The organism is Streptomyces sp. DSM 110735, from assembly GCF_016482685.1.
Lineage (GTDB): Bacteria > Actinomycetota > Actinomycetes > Streptomycetales > Streptomycetaceae > Streptomyces.
Genome location: NZ_JACYHF010000007.1, coordinates 97,838 through 121,798 on the forward strand (window position 1 = coordinate 97,838; position 23,961 = coordinate 121,798).

The 23,961-nt window shown below is 73.5% G+C and carries 18 protein-coding genes; 5 read left to right on the forward strand and 13 right to left on the reverse strand.

Features of this window, described 5'->3' with window-relative positions:
• Nucleotides 1-88 precede the first annotated feature (88 nt).
• Both IF655_RS13680 and IF655_RS13685 read left to right on the forward strand, forming a co-directional pair.
• Nucleotides 89-1,540 (forward strand): zinc-dependent metalloprotease, encoded by a 1,452-nt coding sequence (locus IF655_RS13680; RefSeq protein ID WP_199584998.1) that lies wholly within the window; start codon nt 89-91, stop codon nt 1,538-1,540.
• Entirely contained in the window at nt 1,537-2,058 is a 522-nt protein-coding gene (locus IF655_RS13685) for an NUDIX hydrolase (RefSeq protein WP_199584999.1), read from the forward strand. The genes IF655_RS13680 and IF655_RS13685 overlap by 4 nt, the downstream gene beginning before the upstream one ends.
• Nucleotides 2,059-2,125: 67 nt before the next feature.
• Here the strand turns inward: IF655_RS13685 and IF655_RS13690 are convergent, their stop codons facing one another.
• The 4 genes from IF655_RS13690 to IF655_RS13705 all read right to left on the reverse strand — a co-directional run bounded on the left by IF655_RS13690 (nt 2,126) and on the right by IF655_RS13705 (nt 5,975).
• The gene (locus IF655_RS13690; protein ID WP_199585000.1) at nt 2,126-2,881 is read right to left on the reverse strand and encodes an AIM24 family protein; all 756 of its coding nucleotides are present in this window, start codon (nt 2,879-2,881) and stop codon (nt 2,126-2,128) included.
• A 17-nt stretch (nt 2,882-2,898) separates the two neighbouring features.
• Nucleotides 2,899-3,579, reverse strand: coding sequence for an AIM24 family protein (locus IF655_RS13695; protein WP_199585001.1), 681 nt, complete (start codon nt 3,577-3,579; stop codon nt 2,899-2,901).
• Nucleotides 3,580-3,590: 11 nt separating this feature from the next.
• Nucleotides 3,591-5,231 carry a TerD family protein gene (locus IF655_RS13700; RefSeq protein WP_199585002.1) on the reverse strand — a complete coding sequence of 547 codons (1,641 nt, stop codon included), beginning with the start codon at nt 5,229-5,231 and terminating at the stop codon, nt 3,591-3,593.
• 147 nt (nt 5,232-5,378) lie between these two features.
• Nucleotides 5,379-5,975 (reverse strand): M48 family metallopeptidase, encoded by a 597-nt coding sequence (locus IF655_RS13705; RefSeq protein ID WP_199585003.1) that lies wholly within the window; start codon nt 5,973-5,975, stop codon nt 5,379-5,381.
• Between the two features lie 269 nt (nt 5,976-6,244).
• On the opposite strand from IF655_RS13705, the gene IF655_RS13710 reads away from it, so the two are divergent.
• Nucleotides 6,245-7,492, forward strand: a complete 1,248-nt coding sequence (locus IF655_RS13710; protein ID WP_199585004.1) for a TOMM precursor leader peptide-binding protein — start codon at nt 6,245-6,247, stop codon at nt 7,490-7,492.
• Entirely contained in the window at nt 7,485-9,071 is a 1,587-nt protein-coding gene (locus IF655_RS13715; RefSeq protein ID WP_242488719.1) for an AarF/ABC1/UbiB kinase family protein, read from the forward strand. The genes IF655_RS13710 and IF655_RS13715 overlap by 8 nt, the downstream gene beginning before the upstream one ends.
• A gap of 78 nt (nt 9,072-9,149) precedes the next feature.
• Here the strand turns inward: IF655_RS13715 and IF655_RS13720 are convergent, their stop codons facing one another.
• The 4 genes from IF655_RS13720 to IF655_RS13735 all read right to left on the reverse strand — a co-directional run bounded on the left by IF655_RS13720 (nt 9,150) and on the right by IF655_RS13735 (nt 12,782).
• Nucleotides 9,150-9,476, reverse strand: coding sequence for a hypothetical protein (locus tag IF655_RS13720; RefSeq protein WP_199585005.1), 327 nt, complete (start codon nt 9,474-9,476; stop codon nt 9,150-9,152).
• Complete coding sequence (locus tag IF655_RS13725; RefSeq protein WP_199585006.1) at nt 9,473-9,841, reverse strand: WhiB family transcriptional regulator; 369 nt, start codon at nt 9,839-9,841, stop codon at nt 9,473-9,475. The genes IF655_RS13720 and IF655_RS13725 overlap by 4 nt, the downstream gene beginning before the upstream one ends.
• A gap of 174 nt (nt 9,842-10,015) precedes the next feature.
• Entirely contained in the window at nt 10,016-10,336 is a 321-nt protein-coding gene (locus IF655_RS13730) for a hypothetical protein (RefSeq protein ID WP_199585007.1), read from the reverse strand.
• Between the two features lie 169 nt (nt 10,337-10,505).
• On the reverse strand, nt 10,506-12,782 hold the full coding sequence (locus tag IF655_RS13735; RefSeq protein ID WP_307814920.1) for an ATP-dependent DNA helicase UvrD2: 2,277 nt from the start codon (nt 12,780-12,782) through the stop codon (nt 10,506-10,508).
• A 197-nt stretch (nt 12,783-12,979) separates the two neighbouring features.
• Between IF655_RS13735 and IF655_RS13740 the strand changes: the two genes are divergently transcribed.
• Entirely contained in the window at nt 12,980-13,237 is a 258-nt protein-coding gene (locus tag IF655_RS13740) for a mycoredoxin (RefSeq protein ID WP_199585008.1), read from the forward strand.
• Between the two features lie 68 nt (nt 13,238-13,305).
• Here IF655_RS13740 and nudC read toward each other — a convergent pair whose 3' ends face one another.
• The 5 genes from nudC to IF655_RS13765 all read right to left on the reverse strand — a co-directional run bounded on the left by nudC (nt 13,306) and on the right by IF655_RS13765 (nt 23,884).
• Complete coding sequence (nudC, locus tag IF655_RS13745; RefSeq protein ID WP_199585009.1) at nt 13,306-14,250, reverse strand: NAD(+) diphosphatase; 945 nt, start codon at nt 14,248-14,250, stop codon at nt 13,306-13,308.
• Nucleotides 14,251-14,404: 154 nt separating this feature from the next.
• Complete coding sequence (locus tag IF655_RS13750) at nt 14,405-15,805, reverse strand: dipeptidase (RefSeq protein WP_199585010.1); 1,401 nt, start codon at nt 15,803-15,805, stop codon at nt 14,405-14,407.
• 47 nt (nt 15,806-15,852) lie between these two features.
• Nucleotides 15,853-19,431, reverse strand: coding sequence for an ATP-dependent DNA helicase (locus tag IF655_RS13755; RefSeq protein WP_199585011.1), 3,579 nt, complete (start codon nt 19,429-19,431; stop codon nt 15,853-15,855).
• Between the two features lie 100 nt (nt 19,432-19,531).
• Nucleotides 19,532-23,110 carry an ATP-dependent DNA helicase gene (locus IF655_RS13760; RefSeq protein WP_199585012.1) on the reverse strand — a complete coding sequence of 1,193 codons (3,579 nt, stop codon included), beginning with the start codon at nt 23,108-23,110 and terminating at the stop codon, nt 19,532-19,534.
• A gap of 327 nt (nt 23,111-23,437) precedes the next feature.
• On the reverse strand, nt 23,438-23,884 hold the full coding sequence (locus IF655_RS13765) for an MGMT family protein (RefSeq protein ID WP_199585013.1): 447 nt from the start codon (nt 23,882-23,884) through the stop codon (nt 23,438-23,440).
• Nucleotides 23,885-23,961: the final 77 nt, after the last annotated feature.

The window sequence follows — 23,961 nt, forward strand, 5'->3', positions numbered from 1 at the left end:
AAACCGGTCCGGGTGTCTACGCTGGGTGGTGAAGTCGGGCAGCCGCGCCGCCGGAGGAAACCGGTGGCCTTACCAGCCGAGGAACCCCGTGAGTGACACCCCATTCGGATTCGGCCTTCCGCCGGAGGAGCCGGAAGACGGCGACGAGGGCAAGAAGAAGGACCAGCAGAGCGGTGGTGGGCAGGGACCGGCCAACCCCTTCGGTTTCGGCGGCCTGCCGGGAGCCGGTGGCTTTGGCGGCCCCGGCGCCGACAATCCGCTCGCCGCGATGTTCGGTTCCCTGAACCCCACCGACCTGGGCGCGGCCTTCCAGCAGCTCGGCCAGATGCTCTCGTACGAGGGCGGTCCGGTGAACTGGGACATGGCCAAGCAGATCGCCCGCCAGACGGTCGCCCAGGGCACCGCCGACGGCGTCAAGGACGCGAGCGTCGGTCCCGCCGAGCGTTCCGCCGTGCAGGAGGCCGTGCGCCTGGCGGACCTGTGGCTGGACGACGCGACCTCGCTGCCGTCCGGTGCGAACACGGCTGTGGCCTGGTCGCGCGCGGAGTGGGTCGAGGCGACCCTCCCGGCGTGGAAGGAGCTGGTCGACCCGGTCGCCGAGCGTGTCGGCGCGGCCATGGGCGACGTCCTGCCGGAGGAGATGCAGGCCATGGCGGGCCCGCTGATCGGCATGATGCGCTCCATGGGCGGCGCGATGTTCGGCACCCAGATCGGCCAGGCCGTCGGCGTGCTCGCGGGCGAGGTCGTCGGTTCGACCGACATCGGTCTGCCGCTCGGTCCGGTGGGCCAGGCTGCGCTGCTCCCGGTCAACATGGAGACGTTCGGCAAGGACCTGGGCGTCCCCAAGGACGAGGTGCGGCTGTACCTGGCGCTGCGCGAGGCGGCCCACCAGCGTCTGTTCGCGCACGTGCCGTGGCTGCGCTCGCACCTGTTCGGCGCGGTCGACGGGTACGCGCGCGGGATCAAGGTCGACACCGCCAAGCTGGAGGACGTGGTCGGCCAGTTCGACCCGCAGAACCCCGAGCAGTTGCAGGACGCGCTCCAGCAGGGCATGTTCCAGCCCGAGGACACGCCCGCGCAGAAGGCCGCCCTGGCCCGTCTGGAAACCGCGCTCGCGCTGGTCGAGGGCTGGGTGGACGCGGTGGTCCACACAGCCGCGAAGCCGCGTCTGTCGTCCGCCGACGCGCTGCGCGAGACCCTGCGCCGCCGCCGCGCGAGCGGTGGTCCGGCGGAGCAGACGTTCGCCACCCTGATCGGTCTGGAGCTGCGCCCGCGCCGGCTGCGCGACGCCTCCCGTCTGTGGGCGTCGCTCACGGACGCGCGCGGTGTGGACGGCCGGGACGCGCTGTGGCACCACCCGGACATGCTCCCGACGGCGACCGACCTGGACGACCCGGACGGCTTCGTCCACCGCGAGCAGATGGACTTCTCCGAGCTGGACAAGATGCTCGGCGAGGCGGCCGGCGGTGGCGCGGAGAAGCCCGACCTCAAGAAGGACGAGGGCGAGAGCGGCGAGAGCAAGGGCGACCAGAGCGAGTGAGCCTGTACGACGACGCGGTCCACGTCCTCAAGGAGTACGCGGACCAGGGCGAGCTGCGCGACGCCTATCTGGAGCATCTGGCGGCCCACCCGGACGGCATGTGGAAGTCCTGCCACGCCGGTCACATCACGGCCAGCGCGCTGGTGATCGACCCCGAGCACGACCGGGTGCTGCTCACGCTGCACAGGAAGCTGCGGATGTGGCTCCAGATGGGCGGCCACTGCGAGCCGGGCGACGCCACCCTGGCGGAGGCGGCGCTGCGCGAGGCGACGGAGGAGTCCGGCATCGCCGGGCTGACTCTGTTGCCCGGCGGTCCGGTCCGCCTGGACCGGCACCCGATCCCGGCGCCCTGCCACTGGCACTACGACGTGCAGTACGCGGTCCTCGCCCCGCGCGGCGCCGAGCACGCGATCAGCGACGAGTCGCTGGATCTGCGCTGGTTCGGGTACGACGAGGTCGCGTCCGTGGCGGACGAGTCGGTGGTCCGGCTGCTGGAGGCGAGCCGCGCCAGGCTCTGAGCGGCTGTGTGAACGTGTAAGGGGCGCCCGCAATGGCGGGAGCCCCTTACGTTCGTTCCGGGTGCCGTCAGCTCCAGACGTTGCCCTGGTTCTGTCCGCGCGCGCCCTGCTGGCCCATGCCGAACTGGGCGGCGACCCCGCCGCCGATCCGCGCGTGCTGCGGCGGCATCAGCTCGCTGGGCTGCACGAGGGCGAAGCCGGAGCCCATGAAGCTCAGCTCCCAGCCCTCACCGGTGCTCGCGCGCCGCCGCCACACCCCGGAGGAGTGCGTCTGGGCCTGCATCTGCACCCGCAGCGAGGTGGACCAGGCGACGATGGCGTCCGCGTCGCAGTTGACGTACTTGTCGGGCGTCACCCGCACCAGCAGCGGCGCGCCGGAGGTCATCAGGGCGACCTTGCCGCGTCCGGTGATGTTGAGCTGGTACTTCCCCGAGCCGGAGATGCCGTAGAGGCTGTCCACGGCGATGACCTCGTGGTGCAGCGAGGAGTCCATGGCGAGGACGTAGGCGCTGTCGACCGTCAGGCCCTCCTGCTCGACGTCCAGGACGTGCACGTGCTGGGCGAGGTTGGCGAGGTAGACCGTGCCCTGGCCGTGACAGCGCATCAGGTCCAGACCCTCGCCGGTGTGCGCACGCGCGCGGCGCTGACCCTGGCTGCGGTACTCGGCGTCGAACTCGACCAGACCCTGGTAGGCGACCATGGCGCCCTTGCGGGCGAGGAGGTCGTCGTGCCCCTCCAGGGTGACGCGGAGCATCTGCTGGTTCTGCAGGCTCCAGCGCTCCTGGGTCTGGGAGTCGTTGTACGCGAAAAGCGGGCTCTGCATGGTGTGTCTGTTCCCCCTCAGCCCCGGAACCGGAGGCGGTCGGTGCTGTCCTCGCTGGGCTGGACGACGACGATGCCCTGTCCGGAGAAGGCCAGTTGGTACGCCTCGCCGCTGCCCCGGCCGATCAGCGACTGTGCCTTGAAGCTGCGCTTGCCCTTCACCTTGAGGTTCGGGGACCACGCCACGAGCGCGTCCGGGTCGACGAAGGTCTCGTCCTCGCCGCCGCCGCAGTCGACGACGATCGGCGTGCCGCGCGAGGTCAGCGCGACCCAGCCCTGACCGGAGATCCGGGTGTTCCACAGACCCTGCCCGGCGAACTTGGCCATTCCCTTGACCCGTTCGACGCCCCACGTCAGATGTGCGTCGAAGGCGAGCAGATTGGTGGCGTTGACGGAGATGCCGTCGCCGTCGAGGTTGACGACGACCACGTCGGCGCCGTAGTCGGCGAGATAGAGCAGTCCGTCGCCGGAGCACTTCATCAGCGGGGCGCCCTCGCCGGTCATCCAGTCGCGGGCGATCTGGCGGACGGCGGGCGGGTTGGGCTCGTACTGGATGAATCCCTCGTAGGAGATCATCGAACCCGCGCGCGCGAGAAGGTCGTTGCCGGTCTGCATGGCGACCTTCAGCATCTGGCCGCCGTGGTTCTCCATGCGGGCGGTGACGGGTGCGGGGGCGTGGCCCGCGAGCGGCTGGTACATGTCGGGCTCCCTCAGACCTCGTACGGCTGGACGACGATGAAGTTGCCGGGGGCGCCCCGGAACTGGAGGTTGACGCTCTCTCCGGTGTCGCCCGCGTACGCGTTGCGGCGCATCCGGACCTGGCTGGAGACGATGACCTGCGCGGCCGCCGACCAGGCGACCACCGCGTGGCAGTCGGCGAAGGTCGTGGGCGTCACCGGGAGCACGACCGGGACGCCGTGCGTCTTGACGACGATCGTGCCGGTGCCCTGGAACTGCATGGTGAACAGCGCGCCGCCGGGGATGCCGTGGCCCTCGATCCGGCGGACCTCGTACTGGAGGCTCTCGTCGAAGGCGAGGACGTTCTCGGCGGAGACGCAGATCGCGTCGCCCTGGAGCTCGATCGGGTGGAGATAGGTGGAGTCGTCGGCGAGGAAGACCTGGCCCTGGCCGGTGCAGCGCATGAGCTGCATCTCCTGGCCGGTGGCGTTGCCGACGACGCGTCCGGCGAATCCGGCGCCCTTGTAGGCGAAGTCGACCTTGCCCTGGTAGAGCACCATGCTGCCCTGCCGGGCCAGCACCGGCTGACCGGCGACGCCGAGGTCCACGCGGACCAGCTTCTTGTTCTGCTGGGTCCAGCGCTGCCCGGTGGGCGCCTCCTTGTACATCTGGAGCGCCGCGCCGACTCCGGCACCGCCCTGCGGGGCGCCCTGCGGCACGCCGTAGGGGGCGGTCTGCTGACCGGGGACCTGCGCGTGACCGGGAGGCATGGGAGCGCCGGGCGGGGTGCCGTAGCCCGGGGGCAGCGGGGCGCCCTGAGTGCTGTAGCCGGGGGGCGGCGGCGCGGTGGGGGCGCCGGGCTGGGCGCCGTATGGCGGCTGTGGCGCGCCGAAGGGCGCGGGGGCCGGGGCGGGCGGCGGGACCGTGCCGCCGGGCGGGGTGGTCAGGGGGGCGATGACCGTCGGGGCGCCGTGCACGTTCGGCTCGGGCGCCGGGGGCGGGGTGAAGCCCTGGGGCGCGGGAGCCGCCGGTGCCGGAGCGGGCGCCGGGGGCGCGGCGGGTGCCGGTGCCGACGGGACGGCGAAGGCGGGCGGGGCGAAGCCGGGGGCGGCGGCCGGCGGCGCGGGCTCGGCCGGGGTCTCCTCCTCCAGCACCTCGCCACCGAAGTTCTTCAGCAGCGCCTCAAGACCGCCGTCGAAGCCCTGGCCGACCGCGGCGAACCGCCACACGTCCTTGAGGTAGATGTCCCCGAGCATGACGGCGCGTTCGGTGGTGAACTCGGCGCCCGTGAAGGAGTAGCGCGCGACCTCCTCGCCGCCCGCCACGATCCGCAGATAGCCGGGCGCCACCTGGGACATCTGGCCGTCGCCGTCGATGGTCGCCGTGAAGGACAGCTTGTGGACGGTCGGCGGGATACGGTCGAGCGTGACGCGGAAGGACTCGGTGTCGCCCGCCTGGGCGCCGAGGAGCTGGATGGACTCCTCCGGTGACTTCGGCTGGTTGAAGAAGACGAAGTAGCGGTCGTCGGAGAGGCGCTCGTCCGCGTCCAGTCCGAAGCAGCTTATGTCGAAGGTCAGTCCGGGAGCGGAGATCTGCACACCCACGTACAGATCCGTGCCCGCCGTCAGGTCACTGATCCTGGCCTTGTGGCCGCGTTGGAATTCCCTGGTCATGCGTAACGACCGTCCCCCATCCGGAATGCGAGTGCGTCGCGCCAGGCTAACGTCACATACCGACAATGGGCGTAGCCGGTACGGAACCGGTACACAGCCGCGGCCCGGCGCTCACACGCGACCGCGCCGCGGGCTCACACGCGCCGTTCACTCACCGCGCGCGCCGGGGACGTGCGGCAGCCGCTCGGCCGCGACGACTCCCTCGAGATAGCCCCGGGCGCGCTCGGTGCGCGGATAGGACTCCAGCAGCCGCCAGAAGTCGGGACCGTGACCGGGCACCAGCAGATGCGCCAGCTCGTGGCAGAGCACGTAGTCGACGACGTACTCCGGCATCCCCTTCAGCCGGTGCGAGAGCCGGATGCTGCCCTCGGCCGGGGTGCACGAACCCCAGCGGGTGTTCTGGTTGGTGACCCAGCGCACGGAGGCGGGGCGCGCCCGGCCGTCGAAGTACTGCGCCGACAGCCGCTCGGCGCGCGCGGTCAGCTCGGCGTCGCCCGGCACCCGCTTGTTCTCCTGGGCGGCGAGCTTGTCGAGCATGACGGTCACCCAGCGCCGCTCCTCCGCCTCGGACATCCGGGCGGGGATGAGGATGACGGTGCGGTCCCCCTCGCGGTACGCGGAGACCGTGCGGCGGCGCCGGGCACTGCGGCGGACCTCGATCGCACGCGCCGCGAGTCCGTCCGGCGACTGGTCGGGCGCGCCGCGCGACGGCTGTCCGGCACGGGAGGACGGTTCGGCGGGCACGCCTCGACGGTACCTGGCGGTCCCGCCGAAGTCCCCCTTCTGACGGCCGGATACCGCTCCCCTGTCGACCATGCGCCCCTTATGTGCGTTTTGTTCCGTCGGACCCACGGGCGACTCGCATACGAAATGCTCGTACGACCATCACCCCGTGCCTGTGGACAACTCCGGGCAGGTTTCCGGCGATCCGGCCATGCTGGCGTTCGAAGGCGGAGCCCGTCCGGCCCGCCGGGACGGATCTGTGCGACACGAAGGGTGACGGGGGTTCTGTGATGCATCCGATGGTGAAGCCGGCGCTGCGACAGGGCTGGCGCGATCTGAACACCGTGCAGTTCGGCATGACCCCGGCGCACGCGATCACGCTGGGCCCGGTGGACCCGGCCACGGGCAGCTTCCTGCGGCTGCTCAACGGCACGCGGGGGCTGCCGCTGCTGCGCGAGGAGGGGCGCCGTATGGACCTGCCCGACGAACACGTGGACGCCCTGCTGCGGCGCCTCGGCCGGGCGGGACTGCTCGACGACCTGCGGAAGGGTCCGCCGGACGCGCAGGCGCTGCGGGAGAGAGGGGACGCCCTGGACCGGCTGCGACCCGACCTCGCCTCGCTGTCGCTGTCCACCTCCGAGCCGGGCGCCGCGCTCGGGCTGCTCGCCGCGCGCCGTGCGCTGCGGGTACGGGTGCACGGAGCGGGGCGGGTCGGGACGGTGCTGGCCGCGCTGCTGTCGGGTGCCGGGGTGGGCGAGGTCGACGTGCGGGACGTGGGGCGCGTGGAGCCGTGGGACGTGGCGCCGGGCGGACTGCCCGCCGAGTCGGTGGGCGAGCGGCGGGACGAGGCGGCGCGGGCCGCCGTGCGCCGCGCCGCGCCGGACCGTCCGCCGCGCCGGGCCCGCGCCTCCCCGCACGCCGGGTCCGGTCCGGTGGAGGCGGGTCTGTCCCTGGTGATCGTCGCGCCGCGCGACGAGGTGGCCGTGCACGCGCCCGACCCGTTCACCACCGAGCGGCTGATGACCTCCGGGACACCGCATCTCTACGCCGGGGTGGTGGAGGGCACGGGTGTGGTCGGTCCGCTGGTGCTGCCCGGGGAGACGAGCTGTGCGGGCTGTCTGCACGAGGAGCGCACGGACGGTGACCCCGCGTATCCGCGCCTGGTCACCCAGTGGCGGTGCGCTACGGCGCGCCGGGTGGGCGCCTGTGACCTCACGCTGGCCGTCGCGGTGGCGGGACTCGCCGCCGCGCACGCCCTCACCTTCCTCGACGGCGGCTCCCCGTCCAGCGCCGGAACCCGCTGGGAGGCGTCCCTGCCCGCTCTGACCTGGCACTCTCGATCGATCGCCCCGCACCCCGCATGCGTCTGCGGAGCACTGGAGAAAGGAAAAGGGAAGGGAAAGGGAGCCGCAAAGGGGGAGCACTCCTCAACCAGCGGGGTGCCGCGCGCGACAATGGCGGTGCAACGGCCGTCGGCCGGGCGACGACGCGAGTCGGGCGCGGCGGGGCCGACAGGGACTTGGAGGGCGCATGTCTGATCTTCCCCGGAAGGCGGTCACCCGGACCGCCAAGCTCGCCGCGCTCCCGCTCGGCTTCGCCGGCCGGGCCACGTGGGGGCTGGGCAAGCGGATCGTGGGCGAGTCGGCGGAGATCGTCGGCCGGGAGCTCCAGCAGCGCACGGCCGAACAGCTCTTCAAGGTGCTCGGTGAGCTGAAGGGGGGCGCGATGAAGTTCGGGCAGGCCCTGTCCGTCTTCGAGTCCGCGCTGCCCGAGGAGGTCGCCGGTCCCTACCGTGCCGCGCTGACCAAGCTCCAGGAAGCCGCGCCGCCGATGCCGACCCGCACGGTGCACGCCGTGCTGGAGGAGCGGCTCGGCGTGGAGTGGCGGGAGCTGTTCCTCGAGTTCGAGGACAAACCGGCGGCCGCTGCCTCCATCGGGCAGGTCCACCGGGCGGTGTGGCACGACGGCCGCGAGGTGGCGGTCAAGGTGCAGTACCCGGGCGCCGGTGAGGCGCTGCTCTCCGACCTGAGCCAACTCAGCCGGTTCGCCCGGCTGTTGGGCCCGCTCATCCCGGGCATGGACATCAAGCCGCTGATCACGGAGCTGCGGGACCGCGTCTCCGAGGAGCTGGACTACGCGCTGGAGGCGCAGGCGCAGTCCGCGCACGCGGCGGAGTTCGCGGACGACCCGGACGTACTGGTCCCGGCGGTGGTGCACCAGTGCGAGCAGGTCCTGGTGACCGAGTGGATCGACGGCATCCCGCTCTCGGAGATCATCTCGGACGGCACCCCCGAGCAGCGCGACCGCGCCGGGCAACTGCTGGCCCGCTTTCTCTTCTCCGGCCCGGCCCGCACCGGTCTGCTGCACGCCGACCCGCACCCGGGCAACTTCCGGCTGCTGCCGGGCGGTCCCGACGGCGAGGACGACTGGCGTCTGGGCGTGCTGGACTTCGGCACGGTCGACCGGCTCGCGGGCGGGCTTCCGATGCCGATCGGGATCTCGCTGCGGCTGACGCTCGACGGCGACGCCGACAGTGTCTACCGGCTGCTGTGCGGCGAGGGCTTCATCAAGGAGTCCATCGAGCTGGACCCCGACGCGGTGCTCGACTATCTCCTGCCGATCATCGAACCGGCCCGGGTCGACGCCTTCACCTTCACCCGCTCGTGGATGCGCGGCCAGGCGGGCCGGGTCGCGGACCCCCGCTCCCCTGCCTACCAACTCGGCAAGCGGCTCAACCTGCCGCCCGCCTATCTCCTGATACACCGCGTGACCCTCAGCACCATCGGCGTGCTCTGCCAACTGGGCGCGACGGTGCGGCTGCGGCAGGAGCTGGAGGACTGGCTGCCCGGCTTCGTGGAGGACGAGCCGCTGGACGAGACCTTGGGCGAGGGCCTGGAGGAGGGCCTGGGCGAAACCCTGGATGAGGGCCTGGGCGAGAGTCTCGAAGACGGCTTCGTGGAGGAGGAGTTGAACGGGGAGGCAGTGGACGAGCGGCTCGTCGTCAAGGAGTTCACCACCAAGGCGTCCACCGCCAAGAAGTCCGTCGGCAAGGAGTCCCCGGACGAGGTGTCCGCCGACGAGGAGGACGTGCCGGAGGCGCCCGCGGCCGAGGCGTGAGAGACGCGCCGCGGGGGCCGGTCCGTCGGACGGACCGGCCCCCGCGGGGAGAAGGTGTACTGCCTCGGGTGTGCGCGCCTACTGCATGACGGCCATGGCGAGCGCCCGGCGGGCACGCAGCGAGGCGCGCTCCGCCCGGCGCTGCATCCGCCGCGCGGTGGCCAGGCGCACGGCCTGACGCTCCCGCTCGGCGTCCTGCAGGCGCTCGTGCATATGCGCACGGGCCAGGGCTTCTGGGATGAGTTGCATCTCTCGGGTCCTGTTCTTCTGGCGCGAACCGGTCACGCCGTGGGTGGTGAGGTCTGAGGTCGCGGAGCGCGTGGGCTCGCTGGTGGACGGCTTCATCGGGGCCTGCTTCATGGGGTCGTGCGTGAGGGGGCGGTCGATCGTTCCTGGGGTGTTCATGCCGTGACCGGGTTCTTGCGCGGGCGGCCACGGGGCCGCTTGCGGGCCACGACGACCCCCTGGACGAACAGCTCCCCGCCCCAGACGCCCCAGGGCTCGCGCCGCTCCTTGGCCCCGGCGAGGCATGCCTCGACCAGCGGGCAGGTGCGGCAGAGGGACTTGGCGTACTCCACGTCCGCCGGGGACTCGGCGAAGAAGACCTCCGGGTCGTAGGACCGGCAGGGTACGGGGGTGCCGAGGCTCTCGATGGCGTCGTCGAGCGCGGTGAGCGCGGTGAGGGGGAACAAGGTGGTGTCCTCCGTGGGGCCGGGCGGGGGGAGCGTTTGTGAGGGCGGTACGGACGGGGCGTGCGCTTCGAGTTGCACGGGGTGTCTTCCTCGTCTTTTCGTTTCCGGCCGGTTGACCGGGTGTCGGCTGGGTACCGGGTCGTTCCTTGTCCCGAGGCTCCTTCGCTCCGTCGACCCCGTTCGGGGAAAACAGAAGGGCCGCGGTACCCGGGTGGGGTTCCGCGGCCCTGAAGGCGCCGGCCTGATCGACTGTCAGGCTGGATCGCTCCAGGGTTCTGGCCCACGGAAGGCCCACATCAGGTGGTGCTGCGTCGTCTGCTGCTGGAATCCGGCACCGGCCGCGAAGGCATAGGCGTGTGCCTGTGCCTCTACCGCTTCCAGTGCCTTGGTCGGTCGCTCATTCCGCTCGCGGACAGGGAGACCCGCGAGGGACAGGGCGGAGGCGGGGCGACCGGCGGGAATGCCGGACACACCGGTGCCCTGGGTAAAGGCGCCGAACATGCACAGGGAGACGGTCGAGCGATCGGTCATTTTGGCCGAGCTGCTGAGGATGCTGGTGTTGATGCTGATCACGGGACTCGCCTCCTTTCGGCGCCTTGGGGGACCAGAGAACCGGTCCGTCGGATAAACAAGTACAGCACGGAATCACAGCCTCCGAGAAGGCCGCCGTTTCCGTGTCTAGAACCTATGGGGATTCGCGGGGCGTGCGCAAACTATTTTTTCGACGAGTTCGTATCAGTCGTCAACGCGCGTCCTCCGCCGTGTTCTCGGGGTCGTTGCGGGGGTCGGTCGGGTCGTCGTTCCCCGGCTCCGCGGCGGGTTCGGCGCCCGCGCAGATGGCCAGGACGTCGGCGCCGTAGCGGCGCAGTTTGCGGTCCAGGACGCCGGGGATGCGGGACAGTTCGGCCGGGGTGTCCGGGCAGGTCTCGGCGATGGCCATCAGGGTGCGGTCGGTGAAGACGCAGAAGTCCGGCTGGCCGCTGAGCCCTGCCTCGACCGAGCGCCATTCCCTGAGCCGTTCGTACAGCCCCTCGTCCATGTCGGAGGGGCAGTCCTCACAGCGCATCAGCTTCATCTCGCCCGCCTCGGTGAGCGTGCGGCCGCAGACCCGGCAGCGGGCCGGGGTGCGCTGCGTGCGCCGGGGGACCGCCAGGAGACCGCCGCCGGTGCCGCCGACCGTGCCGCCGATGGCGCCGGTGCCGCGCTCGATGCCGCCGAGGGCGCCGGTGCCGGTGCGGCCGACGGTGGGGGTGGTGCCGGAGCGCAGCCCGTCGAGGAAGCGGCTGGGCTTGCGGTTCGGGCGGCCGCCGGGGGCGCGGGAGAGGGACCAGGAGAGGTGGAGCCGTTCGCGCGCGCGGGTGACGCCGACATAGAGGAGACGGCGCTCCTCCTCGATCTGCTCGTCCGTCTTCGCGTAGGTGATCGGCATCATGCCCTCGGCGACGCCGACCAGGAAGACGGCGTCCCACTCCAGACCCTTGGCCGCGTGCAGGGAGGCGAGGGTGACGCCCTGGACGGTGGGGGCGTGCTGGGCGCCGGCCCGCTCGTCCAGCTCCGCGACGAAGTCGGAGAGGGCGGCGCCGGGGTGGGCGGCGGCGAAGTCCTGGGCGAGGTGGGCGAGGGCGGCCAGCGACTCCCAGCGCTCGCGGGTGGCGCCGGAGCCGGCCGGGGGCTGGGCGGTCCAGCCCTCGCCGGAGAGCACGGCGCGCACCTGGGAGGGCAGGTCGACGGCCTCGTCGAGCAGGGAGTCGTTGCCGCCGAAGCGGGCGGCGGCGCGCAGCGCGACCCCGGCCCGGCGCACCTCGGGACGGTCGAAGAAGCGCTCGGCGCCGCGCAACTGGTAGGGGACTCCGGCGTCCGCGAGGGCCTGCTCGTAGGTCTCGGACTGGGAGTTGGTGCGGAACAGGATGGCGATCTCGGCGGCGGGGACGCCCGCGTCGATCAGCTCGCGGATGCGGCGGGCGGCGCCCTCGGCCTCGGCGGGCTCGTCGGTGTACTCGACGTAGACGGGCTCGGGTCCGGCACCGCGCTGGGAGATCAGTTCCAGGCGGTGGTCGGCGGCGCGGCCGTGGGCCTGGGCGAGCAGTCCGTTGGCCAGGCGGACGACCTGGGGCGTCGAGCGGTAGTCCCGGACCAGCTTGACGACGGTGGCGCCGGGGTGGCGCTCGCGGAAGTCGAGGAGGTGGTCGGGCGTTGCTCCCGTGAACGAGTAGATGGTCTGGCTGGCGTCGCCGACGACGCACAGGCTGTCGCGGTCGCCGAGCCACAGCTCAAGCAGGCGCTGCTGGAGGGGGCTGACGTCCTGGTACTCGTCCACCACGAAGTGCTGGTACTGGGAGCGCACCTGGTCGGCGATGTCGTGCCGGTCCTGGAGCACGGCGACGGTGAGCAGCAGCACGTCCTCGAAGTCGATGACGGAGCGGGCGCTCTTGAGGTTCTCGTAGGCGGCGTAGAGGTGGGCGATCTCGGCCGGGTCGCGGGGGGTGTCGCGGCCGGACTTCGCGGCCGCGTACGCGTAGTCGGCGGGGACGGTCTGGGTGACCTTGCACCACTCGATCTCGGCGGTGGCGTCCCGCAGCTCGCTGCGGTCGAGGCGGAGCCCGCAGGCGACGGCCGCGTCCGCGACGAGCTGGATCTTGCGCTCGACGAGCCGGGGCAGGGAGCCGCCGACCGCCTTCGGCCAGAAGTACTGGAGCTGGCGCAGGGCGGCGGAGTGGAAGGTGCGCGCCTGCACGCCCTGGGCGCCGAGCTGGCGCAGCCGCCCGCGCATCTCGCCCGCGGCGCGGTTGGTGAAGGTGACGGCGAGCACGCTGGAGGGCGGGAGGATGCCCGCGCGCACCCCGTAGGCGATGCGGTGGGTGATGGCGCGGGTCTTGCCGGTGCCCGCTCCGGCCAGGACGCACACCGGCCCGTGCAGTGCGGTGGCGACCTCGCGCTGCTCGGGGTCGAGCCCTTCCAGCACCGCGTCGGCCGAGTCCGGTGTCCGCGGGAAGAGAGGGGAGTGCGTTGCTGCTGTCACACAGCCATGCTGCCAGGTCGCCCGGGACGACCGCGCCCGTTGTCCACAGGCGGGACCCTGCGGTCGTACTAATGCGGCGGGTGTCACAGCGGCCGCCGCTCCCGCGGTGGCCGTCGCGGCGCGGGAATGACGCTCCGCTCTCGCGCGTTCCCCCACTGCACGACCCCTTCCCGAGCTGCTGAGGAGCGCGAGAGACCATGCAGGGCACTGTGACGATGTACAGCACGACGTGGTGCGGCTACTGCCGTCGGCTGAAGAGCCAGCTCGACCGCGAGGGCATCGGTTACACCGAGATCAACATCGAGCAGGACCCGGAGTCCGCCGCGTTCGTGGAGAAGGCCAACGGTGGCAACCAGACGGTGCCGACCGTGCGCGTCGTCCCCGCCGCCGGTGGCCAGGAGGTCGTGATGACCAACCCGAGCCTCGCCCAGGTGAAGCAGGCGCTCGGCGCCTGACCTCCGTACATGCCAGAACCCCGGCAGCCCTGCGGCGGGCCACCGGGGTTCTCGTATGTCCGCACGCCCTAGAACGCGCTCCGCGTCGGGAGCGGCTTGCCGTACCACATCTCGATCAGGCGGGCGGCGATGGAGATGCCGTAGGGCGGCAGGACCTCGCCGGACTCGAAGGCGGCGCCCAGTTCCTCGCGGGAGAACCAGCGTGCCTCCTCGATCTCCTCGCCGTCGGCGTCGATCTCGGTGGAGGTGGCGTGGGCGAAGAAGCCGAGCATCAGGCTGGACGGGAACGGCCAGGGCTGGCTGGCGACGTACTCGACGTGGCCGACGGTGATGCCCGCCTCCTCGAAGACCTCGCGGCGCACCGACTGCTCGATGGACTCGCCCGGCTCCACGAACCCGGCGAGCGTGGAGAAGCGGCCCTCGGGCCAGTGGACCTGGCGGCCGAGCAGGATGCGGTCCTGCTCGTCGGTGACGGCCATGATCACCGCCGGGTCGGTGCGCGGGTAGTGCTCGGCGCCGCAGGCGGGGCAGCGGCGGATGTGCCCGGCGGCGGCGATGACCGTGCGTTCGCCGCAGCGGGAGCAGAAGCGGTGGGTGCGCTGCCAGTTCTCCAGCCCGACCGCGTGCACCATGAGCCCGGCGTCGCGCGGGGAGAGCAGCAGTCCCGCCTCGCGCAGCCCGGCGGGGCGGGCGGACTGGTCGATGCGGCCGGGCAGCGAGTCCTTCTGGAGGGCGAAGTAGCTGACGCCGTCCTCGTCCTCGCCGAGGAAATAGCGGTGGGCCTCGGTGAGCGGCGCCTCGAAGGAGGGCGTCATGACGAGTTCGGTGCGCCCGTCGGGCGTCTCGTCGATGAGGACCTGGCCGCCGGAGACCACGAAGCAGCGGGTGGAGGGGTGGCTCCAGGCTGCCGCGAGCCATGCCTCGTCGAGCCGGTGGTGGGCGGCGCGGTCGATGCCGCTCGGGGCGGTCAGCGAGATGGGTCGGTCGGCGGTGTGGTCGGTCCAGGTGGTCACGGGTGCTTCCAACTCCCCCAATGGAACGGTTCGGTTCGACGGGCGGTTCGACGGGACATAGGGCGGAGGGCACCGGCTGGGGTGCGGTGGGGCGGTCGGGGCGTTCCTTCCAGTGTGCCGGGCGCGGGCGGACGCCCGGTGCCGTGGCCGCCGGTCAGGGGGCGTCCCCGTTCTCGGCGAGGTCGCTCCACAGGTAGGCGGTGGTCTCGACGCCCTTGAGGAGGAGGTCCAGCTCGACCTTCTCGTTCGGGGCGTGCCAGCCGTCGGAGGGGATCGAGATGCCGAGGAAGAGCACCGGGGCGCCGAGGACCTCCTGGAGGTCGGCGGCGGGTCCCGAACCGCCCTCACGGGTGAAGCGGACCGGACCCTGGAACGCGCGCTCCATGGCGCGTACGACGGAGCGCAGCGCGGGGTGGTCCAGCGGGGTCAGACACGGGCGGGTGCCGGGGCTGAAGCGGATGTCGAGCTGGATCCCGGCGGGCACCTGGTGGGCGGCCCAGGCGCTGACCGCCTTCTCGACCTCGCCGAGGTCCTGCCCGGCGACCAGCCGGAAGGACAGCTTCACCAGCGCCGAGGAGGGGATGATCGTCTTGCTGCCCGCGCCCTGGTAGCCGCCGCCGATGCCGTTGACCTCGGCGGTCGGGCGGGCCCAGATGCGCTCCAGGGTGCTGTAGCCGGTCTCGCCGTGGGTGGCGTGCGACTTGGCGGTGCGCAGCCAGCGCTCCTCGTCGAAGGGCAGCTCCGCGAACAGCTCGCGCTCGCGGTCGGTCAGCTCCACCACGCCGTCGTAGAAGCCGGGGATCGCCACGCGCCCCTCGTCGTCGTGGAGGGCGGCGACCAGGCGGGCGACGGCGGTGGCCGGGTTGGGCACGGCGCCGCCGAAGGAGCCGGAGTGGATGTCCTGGTACGGACCCTCCAGGCGGATCTCGCACTCCGCGAGCCCGCGCATCCCGGTGCAGACGGTGGGGGTGTCGGCGGACCACATGCCGGTGTCGGAGACGATCACGACGTCGGCGGCGAGCCGGTCGGCGTGCTCCTCGACCAGGGCGCGGAAGTGCGGCGAGCCGGACTCCTCCTCGCCCTCCACGATCAGCTTCAGGTTGACGGCGGGGGCGGTGCGGCCGGTCGCGGCGAGGTGGGCGCGGAAGCCGAGTGTGTGGAAGAACACCTGACCCTTGTCGTCGGCGGCACCGCGCGCGTACAGCTTTCCGTCGCGGACGACGGGCTCGAAGGGGTCGCTGTGCCAGCCGTCCTCGCGGGCGGCGGGCTGCACGTCGTGGTGGCCGTAGACCAGGACGGTCGGGGCGCCGGGGTCGTCGGAGGGCCACTCGGCGTACACCGCCGGGGCGCCGGGGGTCGGCCAGACCTCGGCGACCGGGAAGCCGGTCTCCGTGAGCGCGGCGGCGAGCCAGTCGGCGCTGCGGCGCACGTCCTCGGCGCGCTCGGGCTGGGCGGAGACCGAGGGGATGCGCAGCCACGCGGCTAGGTCGTCGAGGAAGGCGGCGCGGTGCCGCTCGATGTACGCGTGGACGGCGCTGTCCGGGGTCTGGCTCATACGGACGAGCCTATCGGCCCGCGCGGACATCCTCTCCGGGCGGTTCGTCACACTCGGCTCCCCCGACCGGCCCCTTTCTCCCCGCCGTCGGACGTCCGCGCGTCCCCGCCGGGGCTGTCGCCGCCGCCCGTGACCGCCTCGGCGTCGCCGGATGGCGTCTCCCCCGTGCCCGACTCCCCGCCGAGCAGCCGCTCCAGTTGCGCGCGACCGGGCAGATCCGCCGGACGGACGACGTCGCCGGTGCGCACGTACAGGAACGCGGCGGTGACCGACTCGGGCCGGACGCCCTGCTGCTCGGCCCAGGCGAGCCGGTAGACGGCGAGCTGGAGCGGGTCGGCGCTCTGGCTGCGGCCGGTCTTCCAGTCGAGGATCTCGTACGTCGCCTCCTCGCCCTCGCCGTCCTTGTAGACGGCGTCGATGCGCCCGCGCACGACCCGGCCCCCCAGCGTGAGCTGTACGGGGACCTCGGCGCGGTAGGGCGTGCGGTGGGCGTAATCGGTGCGCTCGAAGGCCGCCTTCAGCTCCTCCAGGTCCGCCTCGTCCGCGATCTCGGCGTCGGCGCCGGGCAGCTCGTCCGGTTCCAGCAGGGGCAGGGTCAGCTCCTCGAAACGCGCCTCGACCCAGGCGTGGAACCGGGTGCCCCGGCGTGCGGCCGGGCGCGGGGGGCGCGGCATGGGGCGCGCGAGTTCCTGCGCGAGCCCGTCGGGGTCCTCCGCGAGCTGGAGCACCTGGGTGGCGGTGAGCGTGGCCGGCAGGGGGACGTCCGTGACGGCGCGCCTGCCGCGCAGCAGTTCGGCGGCGAGCGCGTCGAGGTCGCGGTCCCAGGAGGCGAGGGTGCGGGCCTCCTCGGGGGTCAGCGGGTCCTCGAAGTCCAGGGGTTCCGCGGGGGCGGGGGTCGGCTCGGGCGCCGGGGGTTCCCCGGGGATCTCCACCAGGGGTCCGGTGTCCTCGGGGGCGGGGGTCTGGTGCGGGATCAGGGGACGCTCGGTGCTCAGCCGCTCCCAGTCCTCGGGGTCCTCGGGGTCCGGCCCGTAGGGGCCCTCCTCGTACGGCGGCTCGTCGTAGGGCTCGTCGTACGGCTCCTCGTCCCGCGGTGCCGTCGGCCACTCGGGGTCCTCGTACACCGGCGGCGGTCCGTCCGGCGCGTCCAGGTGGGCGCGGACGACGCGGGCTGCCTCCTGGCGGCGTTCGAAGGCGGCGCGGTCCAGCGGGAGCGGCCAGACCTGGTCGTCGTCCGCCGTGTGCAGGGCGGGGTTCTCCTCGCCCTCGGCGGGCTCCGCCGCCCACGCCTCGATCTCGCCGTACCCGGCGGCGCAGTGGTCGTGCAGCGCCTGGAGGAAGTCGGAGGGTCCGCGCGGCTTCTGCTGGCTGGGTCCCCACCAGTGGCCGGAGCCGAGCAGGAGGGAGCGGGGGCGGGTGAAGGTGACGTAGCCCAGGCGCAGCTCCTCGGTGTGCTGGTGCGCCTTCATGGACTCGTGGAAACTCTTGATGCCCTTGGCGTCCCAGGTCTCCACGTCGGGCAGCGTGTCGGTGTCGCCGCGCAGGGCGTGCGGGAGCACCTTGGCCTGCGCGGTCCACTTGTCGCGTCCCTGCGTACTGGGAAAGGTGCCGGTGACGAGCCCGGGGACGGCGACCACGTCCCACTCCAGGCCCTTGGACTTGTGCGCGGTGAGCACCTTGACGGTGTTCTCGCCGCCGGGCAGCGCGTTGTCGAGCCCCTTCTCGTACTGCGCGGCGGTGCGCAGGAAGGCGAGGAAGGCGAGCAGGGTGGCTTCGCCGTCTCCGGCGGCGAAGGACGCGGCCACGTCGAGGAAGTTGGCCAGGGTCTCGCGGCGGCGGGCGGCGAGCGCGTGCGGGGAGGCCGACAGCTCCACCTCGAGACCGGTGACGGCGAGGACCCGGTGCAGCACGTCCATGAGCGGGTCGGACAGGGAGCGGCGCAGGTCGCGCAGTTCGGCGGCGAGCCGGGCGAAGCGCACGCGCGCGTCCGGGGAGAACGGCAGCCCGTCGTCGTCCTCGGCGCCCGCGTCCAGGAAGGTGTCCAGGGCGTCCGCGAGCGAGGTGACCTCGGCGGGGTCCACGCCCTCCACCGCCTGGGCGAGTCTGCGGTCGGGGTCGTCGCCGCCCGCGTCCGCGTGGGCGACGAGCAGCCGGGCGCGGCGGCCGAGGAGGGCGAGGTCGCGGGGGCCGATGCGCCAGCGGGGTCCGGTCAGCAGGCGGACCAGGGCGGCGTTGGCGCCGGGGTCCTGGAGGACCTCGCAGACGGCGACCAGGTCCGCGATCTCGGGCAGGTGCAGCAGCCCGGACAGCCCGACGACCTCGACCGGCACGTCCCGGGCGACCAGCGCGCCCTGGATCTCCGCGAAGTCGCCCGCCGTACGGCACAGGACGGCGATCTCGCCGGGCGGGGTGCCGGTGCGCACCAGATGGGCGAGGGAGTCCGCGAGCCAGGCGATCTCCTCGGCGTGGGTGGGCAGCAGGGCGCAGCGGACCATGCCGTCGCGTTCGGCGCCCGGTGCCGGGCGCAGGGCTTCCACGCCCTCGTGCATGGCGCGCAGGGGCGCGGCGAGTCCGTTGGCGAGGTCGAGCAGGCGGCCGCCGCTTCGGCGGTTCTCGCTGAGCGCCCGGCGCCCGGCGGGCGTGCCGTCGGCGTGGGCGAAGTGCTCGGGGAAGTCGTCCAGGTTGGCGACGGAGGCGCCGCGCCAGCCGTAGATGGCCTGGCAGGGGTCGCCCACGGCGGTGACGGGGTGCCCGGTGCCCGCGCCGAAGAGTCCGGCGAGCAGCACGCGCTGGGCGACGGAGGTGTCCTGGTACTCGTCCAGGAGGACCACCCGGAACTCCTCGCGCAGCACCCGGCCCACCTCGGGGATACCGGCGAGGCGGGCCGACAGCGCGATCTGGTCGCCGAAGTCGAGCAGGTCGCGTGCGCGTTTGGCGGCGCGGTAGCGCTCGACGAGCCCGGCCAGTTCCCGGCGTGCGGCGAGCGTCTCCGGAACCTTGCGCAGGTCGGCGTTGCTGAGCTTGACGCCCTGGAGCGTCTCCAGGAGCCCGGCGTCCCAGGCGCGCAGCTCCTTGGGGTCCACGAGGTGTTCGGACAGCTCGGAGTCGAGCGCGAGCAGGTCGCCGACCAGGTCCGCGAAGGAGCGGGTGAGGGCGGGATACGGGCCCGGTGCCTCGCGCAGTACGCGTGCGGCGAGCTGGTAGCGGGTGGCGTCCGCGAGCAGGCGGGAGCTGGGCTCCAGACCGAGGCGCAGACCATGGTCGGTGAGCAGCCGTCCGGCGAAGGCGTGGTAGGTCGAGATGACCGGCTCGCCGGGCGGGTTGTCCGGGTCGATGGCGTCGGGGTCGGTGATCCCTGCCTTGACGAGCGCCTTGCGGACGCGCTCCGCGAGTTCGCCCGCCGCCTTGTTGGTGAAGGTCAGCCCGAGCACCTGCTCGGGGGCGACCTGTCCGGTGCCGACCAGCCAGACCACGCGCGCGGCCATCACCGTCGTCTTGCCCGAACCGGCTCCGGCCACGATCACCTGCGGGGCGGGCGGCGCGGTGATGCACGCCGTCTGCTCCGGGGTGAAGGGGATGCCGAGCAGCTCTTTGAGCTGTTCGGGGTCGGTGATGCGCGCGGACATTCGTCAGAGGCTAGCGGCGGGCACCGACAACTGGGCGCGCGGGACGGCGTCCGCGCAGGTCAGGAGGTGCGCCCAGTGCCGTACGTCACTCCGCGCGTCCTCACTCGATCACGTGCCGCCCCTCCGGGCGGGCGCTGCACGAGGCACGGAAGTCGCAGTGGGTGCACTGGCGTCCGGTGGTGGGGGTGAACCGTTCGTCCAGGACCTTTCCGGCGGCGGTGGCCAGCAGGTCCCCGACCCACTCCCCCTCCAGCGGCTCCTGGGTCTGCACCTTGGGCCGGCTCTCGCCGCCGTCCTTCTTGACCGCGCCCTGGCGGAGCTGGACGAGTTCGGCGCCGCCGGGCTCAGGGCGGGTGCCGCCGAAGGCGTCGTCCACGGCGCCCTCCGCCACGGCCAACTGGTACACGGCGAGCTGCGGGTGGCGGGCGACCTCGGCGGAGGTGGGGGCGTTCTTGCCGGTCTTGAAGTCGACGACATAGGCGCGCCCCGCGCCGTCCGCCTCCACGCGGTCCATCTGACCCCGGATGCGGACCTTGTACGCGCCCGCCTCCAGGGTGACGTCGAAGTCCTGCTCGCTGGCGACCGGGGTGCGCGTGGCGCGGTCCAGGACGTGCCAGTTCAGGAAGCGTTCGAGAGCCGCGCGCGCGTTGTCCTTCTCCTGCGCGGACTTCCATGGCGCGTCGAAGGCGAGCGCGTTCCACACCGAGTCCAGGCGCTCCATGAGGACGTCGAGATCGGCGGGCGTACGCCCCGAGGCGACCTCGTCGGCCAGGACGTGCACGACGTTGCCGAAGCCCTGGGCGACGGTCGCGGGCGCCGCCGCCTTGACCTCGCGGCCGAGGAACCACTGGAGCGCGCAGGTGTTGGCGAGCTGGTCGAGGGCGCTGCCGGAGAGCACGACGGGCTGCTCGCGGTCGCGCAGCCGCACCTTGCTCTCGGTCGGCTCGTACATGCCCCACCAGCGGTCGGGATGCGCGGCGGGCACCAGGGGACGCCCCTCGTCGTCGCTGAGCGCCGCAAGGCGGGCCAGACGGCGCGCGGCCGCCTCCCTGAGCGCGGGCGAGGCGTCCGGGTCGACGGTGGTGGCGCGCAGCTCGGCCACGAGCGCGGACACCGACAGCGGGCGGCGCGGGCGCCCGGTGACGTCCCGGGGCTCGACGCCGAGTTCGGTCAGGAAGCGGGAGGGCTGGTCGCCGTCGTCGGAGGCGCCCTTCACCGCGGTGACGACGAGACGGTCACGCGCGCGCGTGGCGGCGACGTAGAACAGCCTGCGCTCCTCCGCGAGCAGCGCGCCCGGGGTCAGCGGCTCGGCCAGTCCGTCCCGGCCGATGCGGTCGGCCTCCAGGAGGGAGCCGCGGCGGCGCAGGTCGGGCCACACGCCCTCCTGGAGCCCGGCGACGACGACCAGGCGCCACTCCAGACCCTTGGAGCGGTGCGCGGTCATCAGACGTACGGCGTCGGGGCGTACGGCGCGGCGGGTGAGGGTGTCGGCGGCGATGTCCTCGGCCGCCAGCTCCTCCAGGAGGTTGAGGGCGCCGCGTCCGCCGACGCGCTCCTCCGCGCGCGCGGCGGTCGCGAACAGCGCGCACACGGCGTCCAGGTCGCGGTCGGCGTTACGGCCCGCCGCGCCGCCGCGCCGGGCGGCGCGCTCCAGCCTGCTGGGCCACGGTGTGCCGTTCCACAGGTCCCACAGCGCCTCCTCGGCCGTACCGCCCTCGGCCAGGCGCGTGCGCGCCTTGCGCAGCAGCGCGCCGAGCCGCTGCGCCCCGCGCGCGTACGCGGGGTCGTGCACGGCCAGCCGCTCCGGCTCCGCGAGCGCGCGCGCCAGCAGCTCGTCGGAGGGCGGCGGCACCGGGTTGCCCCCCGCCCGCTCCTCCTCCCGCAGCGCCCGCCCGAGCCGCCGCAGATCGGCGGCGTCCATCCCGGCGAGGGGGGAGGTGAGGAGGGTGAGCGCGGTCTCGGCGTCCAGCCAGGTCCCGCCGGGGGTTCGCGGGGTCTGGTCGGCCGGGGTCGGGGCGGGGTGGTTCTCGCCCCTGCCCACCCCGGCGCCGGACGCGGTGCCGACCGGTTCCCCGGCGTCCGTGCGCGCCGATGCGCCGGGTTCCGGGCGCGCGTCGGCGGCCGATGCCGCCGGGTCGGCCGACTCCGCCGGGTCGGCTGCGTCCGCCGGGGCAGCCACATCGACCATGTCGGACACGGGCCGCTCGGCCGCGCCCGGAAGCGGCTCCCCGTCGACGACGGCCGCCACGGCTCCGCCCGCCGCTCCCCCGCCGGACGGCGACCCCGTCGCCTCCGCCGTCGCCACCACCTTCAGTGCCGTCAGCAGCGGAGCGACCGACGGTTCGTGGCGGAGCGGGACGTCGTCGCCGTCCGTGTCCAGGGGGACGCCCGCCGCCGTGAGGGCGCGGCGCAGGACCGGGATGCTGGCGCCCGCGCGGACCAGGACGGCCATGTCGCTCCAGGCGACGCCGTCCTCCAGGTGGGCGCGGCGCAGGATGTCCGCGATGTTGTCCAGCTCGGTGCCGGGCGTCGGGTAGGTGTACGCCTCGACGCGACCGCCCTCGCGCACCGCCGTCGGCTCGCGGTGGGCGCGCACCTTGTCGGCGGGCAGGCGGCGCAGCGGCATCCGCTGGGTGATCAGGCGGGTCGCGGCGAGCAGGTCCGCGCCGCTGCGGCGGGAGGTGCCGAGCACCTGGACCGGCGCCGGGGCGCCGCCCGCGCGCGGGAAGACCTCGGGGAAGTCGAGGATGCCGTTCACGTCGGCGCCCCGGAAGGTGTAGATCGACTGGTCGGGGTCGCCGAAGGCGACCAGCGTGCGCCCGCCCCCGGCCAGCGCGCGCAGCAGCCGTACCTGCGCGGGATCGGTGTCCTGGTACTCGTCGACGTACACCGCGTCGTACCGCGCGGCGAGACCGGACGCGTACTCGGGGCGGTGGGCGAGGAGCACCGCGCGGTGGACGAGTTCCGCGTAGTCGATGACGCCCTGGAGGTCGATGACGTCCAGGTACTCGGCGAGGAAGGCGGCGGCGGCGCGCCAGTCGGGACGGCCGATGCCGCGCGCGAAGGCGTCCAGCGCCTCGGGACCGAGCCCCAGCTCGCGGGTGCGCGCGAGGACGGCGCGCACCTCGTCGGCGAAGCCGCGCGTGGTCAGGCAGGCGCGCAGCTCGTCGGGCCAGCGCACGTGCGCGAGACCCAGCCGTTCCAGCTCGGGCTGGCCCGCGAGCAGTCCGCGCACGGTGACGTCCTGCTCGGGTCCGGAGAGCAGCCGCAGCGGCTGGGCGAAGCGGTCGGCGTCCTGGTGGGCGCGGACGAGGGCGTAGCAGTACGAGTGGAAGGTGGTGGCGCGGGGCGCGCGGGCGGCGCCCATGCGCCGGGCCATCCGGTCGCGCAGCTCGACGGCGGCCTTGCGGCTGAAGGTCAGCACCAGGATGCGGTCGGGGTCGCCGCCCCGGGCCACGCGCGCGGCGACGGACTCGACCAGGGTGGTGGTCTTGCCGGTGCCGGGTCCGGCGAGCACGAGCAGCGGTCCCGCCTCGTGCTCAACCACGGCGCGCTGTCCGGCGTCCAGGCGAGGGGGGTCGAACCGCGCGGGCGGGGTACGCACCAGTCGGTAGGCGCCACGGATCGCCTGCCGCCCCTGGGGGTGCGGCAGGCGCCCGGTGGAGGAAGAGGAGCTCAAGTGGTTCGCCGGTCCTGGTGGTCCTGGTGGTCGTACGGGTGGGCGGAGGCACGCGGCACGCGCGGCGCGCAAAGCCCCCGCCCCACGAACGTACGCCATCCCTCGGACGTGCCCGGTGTCTCCCGGACGCGCCGGGTACGTCCCGTAAGGGACCGGGTGCGTGCCGTAGGGGGCGGAGTGCGTGCCGTAGGGGGTGGGGTGCGTGCCGTAGGGGGTGGGGTGCGTGCCGTAGGGGGTGGGGTGCGTCCCCTACGGGTTCCGGTGCGCCGTTCGTGTGTCCCCCGCGGGCCGCGCGTGCCCGTCGGCGGCGTGCGATGCCGGAAGCTGTCAGGTGTGACCTTCCGTGCCCGTTTCGCCGTCCCACCGCGCCCGCCGCATGTCGAGCCGGGGCATCCGGCCGCGCCCGCTGCCGCCCGGCTCCTTCAGCGGGGTGCCCTCGGCCCGGTAGTGGTCGAGGGCGCGCCGCTCGTGGCCCGGCAGCAGCGCGCCGTCGGCCCGCACCACACGCCACCAGGGCACCGCGCCGCCGTAGAGAGCCATCACACGCCCCACCTGGCGCGGTCCGCCCTCGGGGCGCCCGGCACCGGCCGTGCGCTCCCGGCGCTCGTCCTCCAGCCACTCGGCGACGTCGCCGTACGTCATGACCCGGCCGGACGGGATCAGCTCGGCCACCTCAAGGACGCGCTCGGCGTACTCGGGAAGGGCGTCGCCGGACCCTTGGCGGGCGCCGTCGGACCCTTCGTGGGCGTCGGCGGCGGGGCTCTGCTCGCTCATCCGCCCCATCCTGCCGCACGGCGCCGACAACGGGTACGGAGGACCACCGACCCCACCACCGACCCCCTGATTCGCAC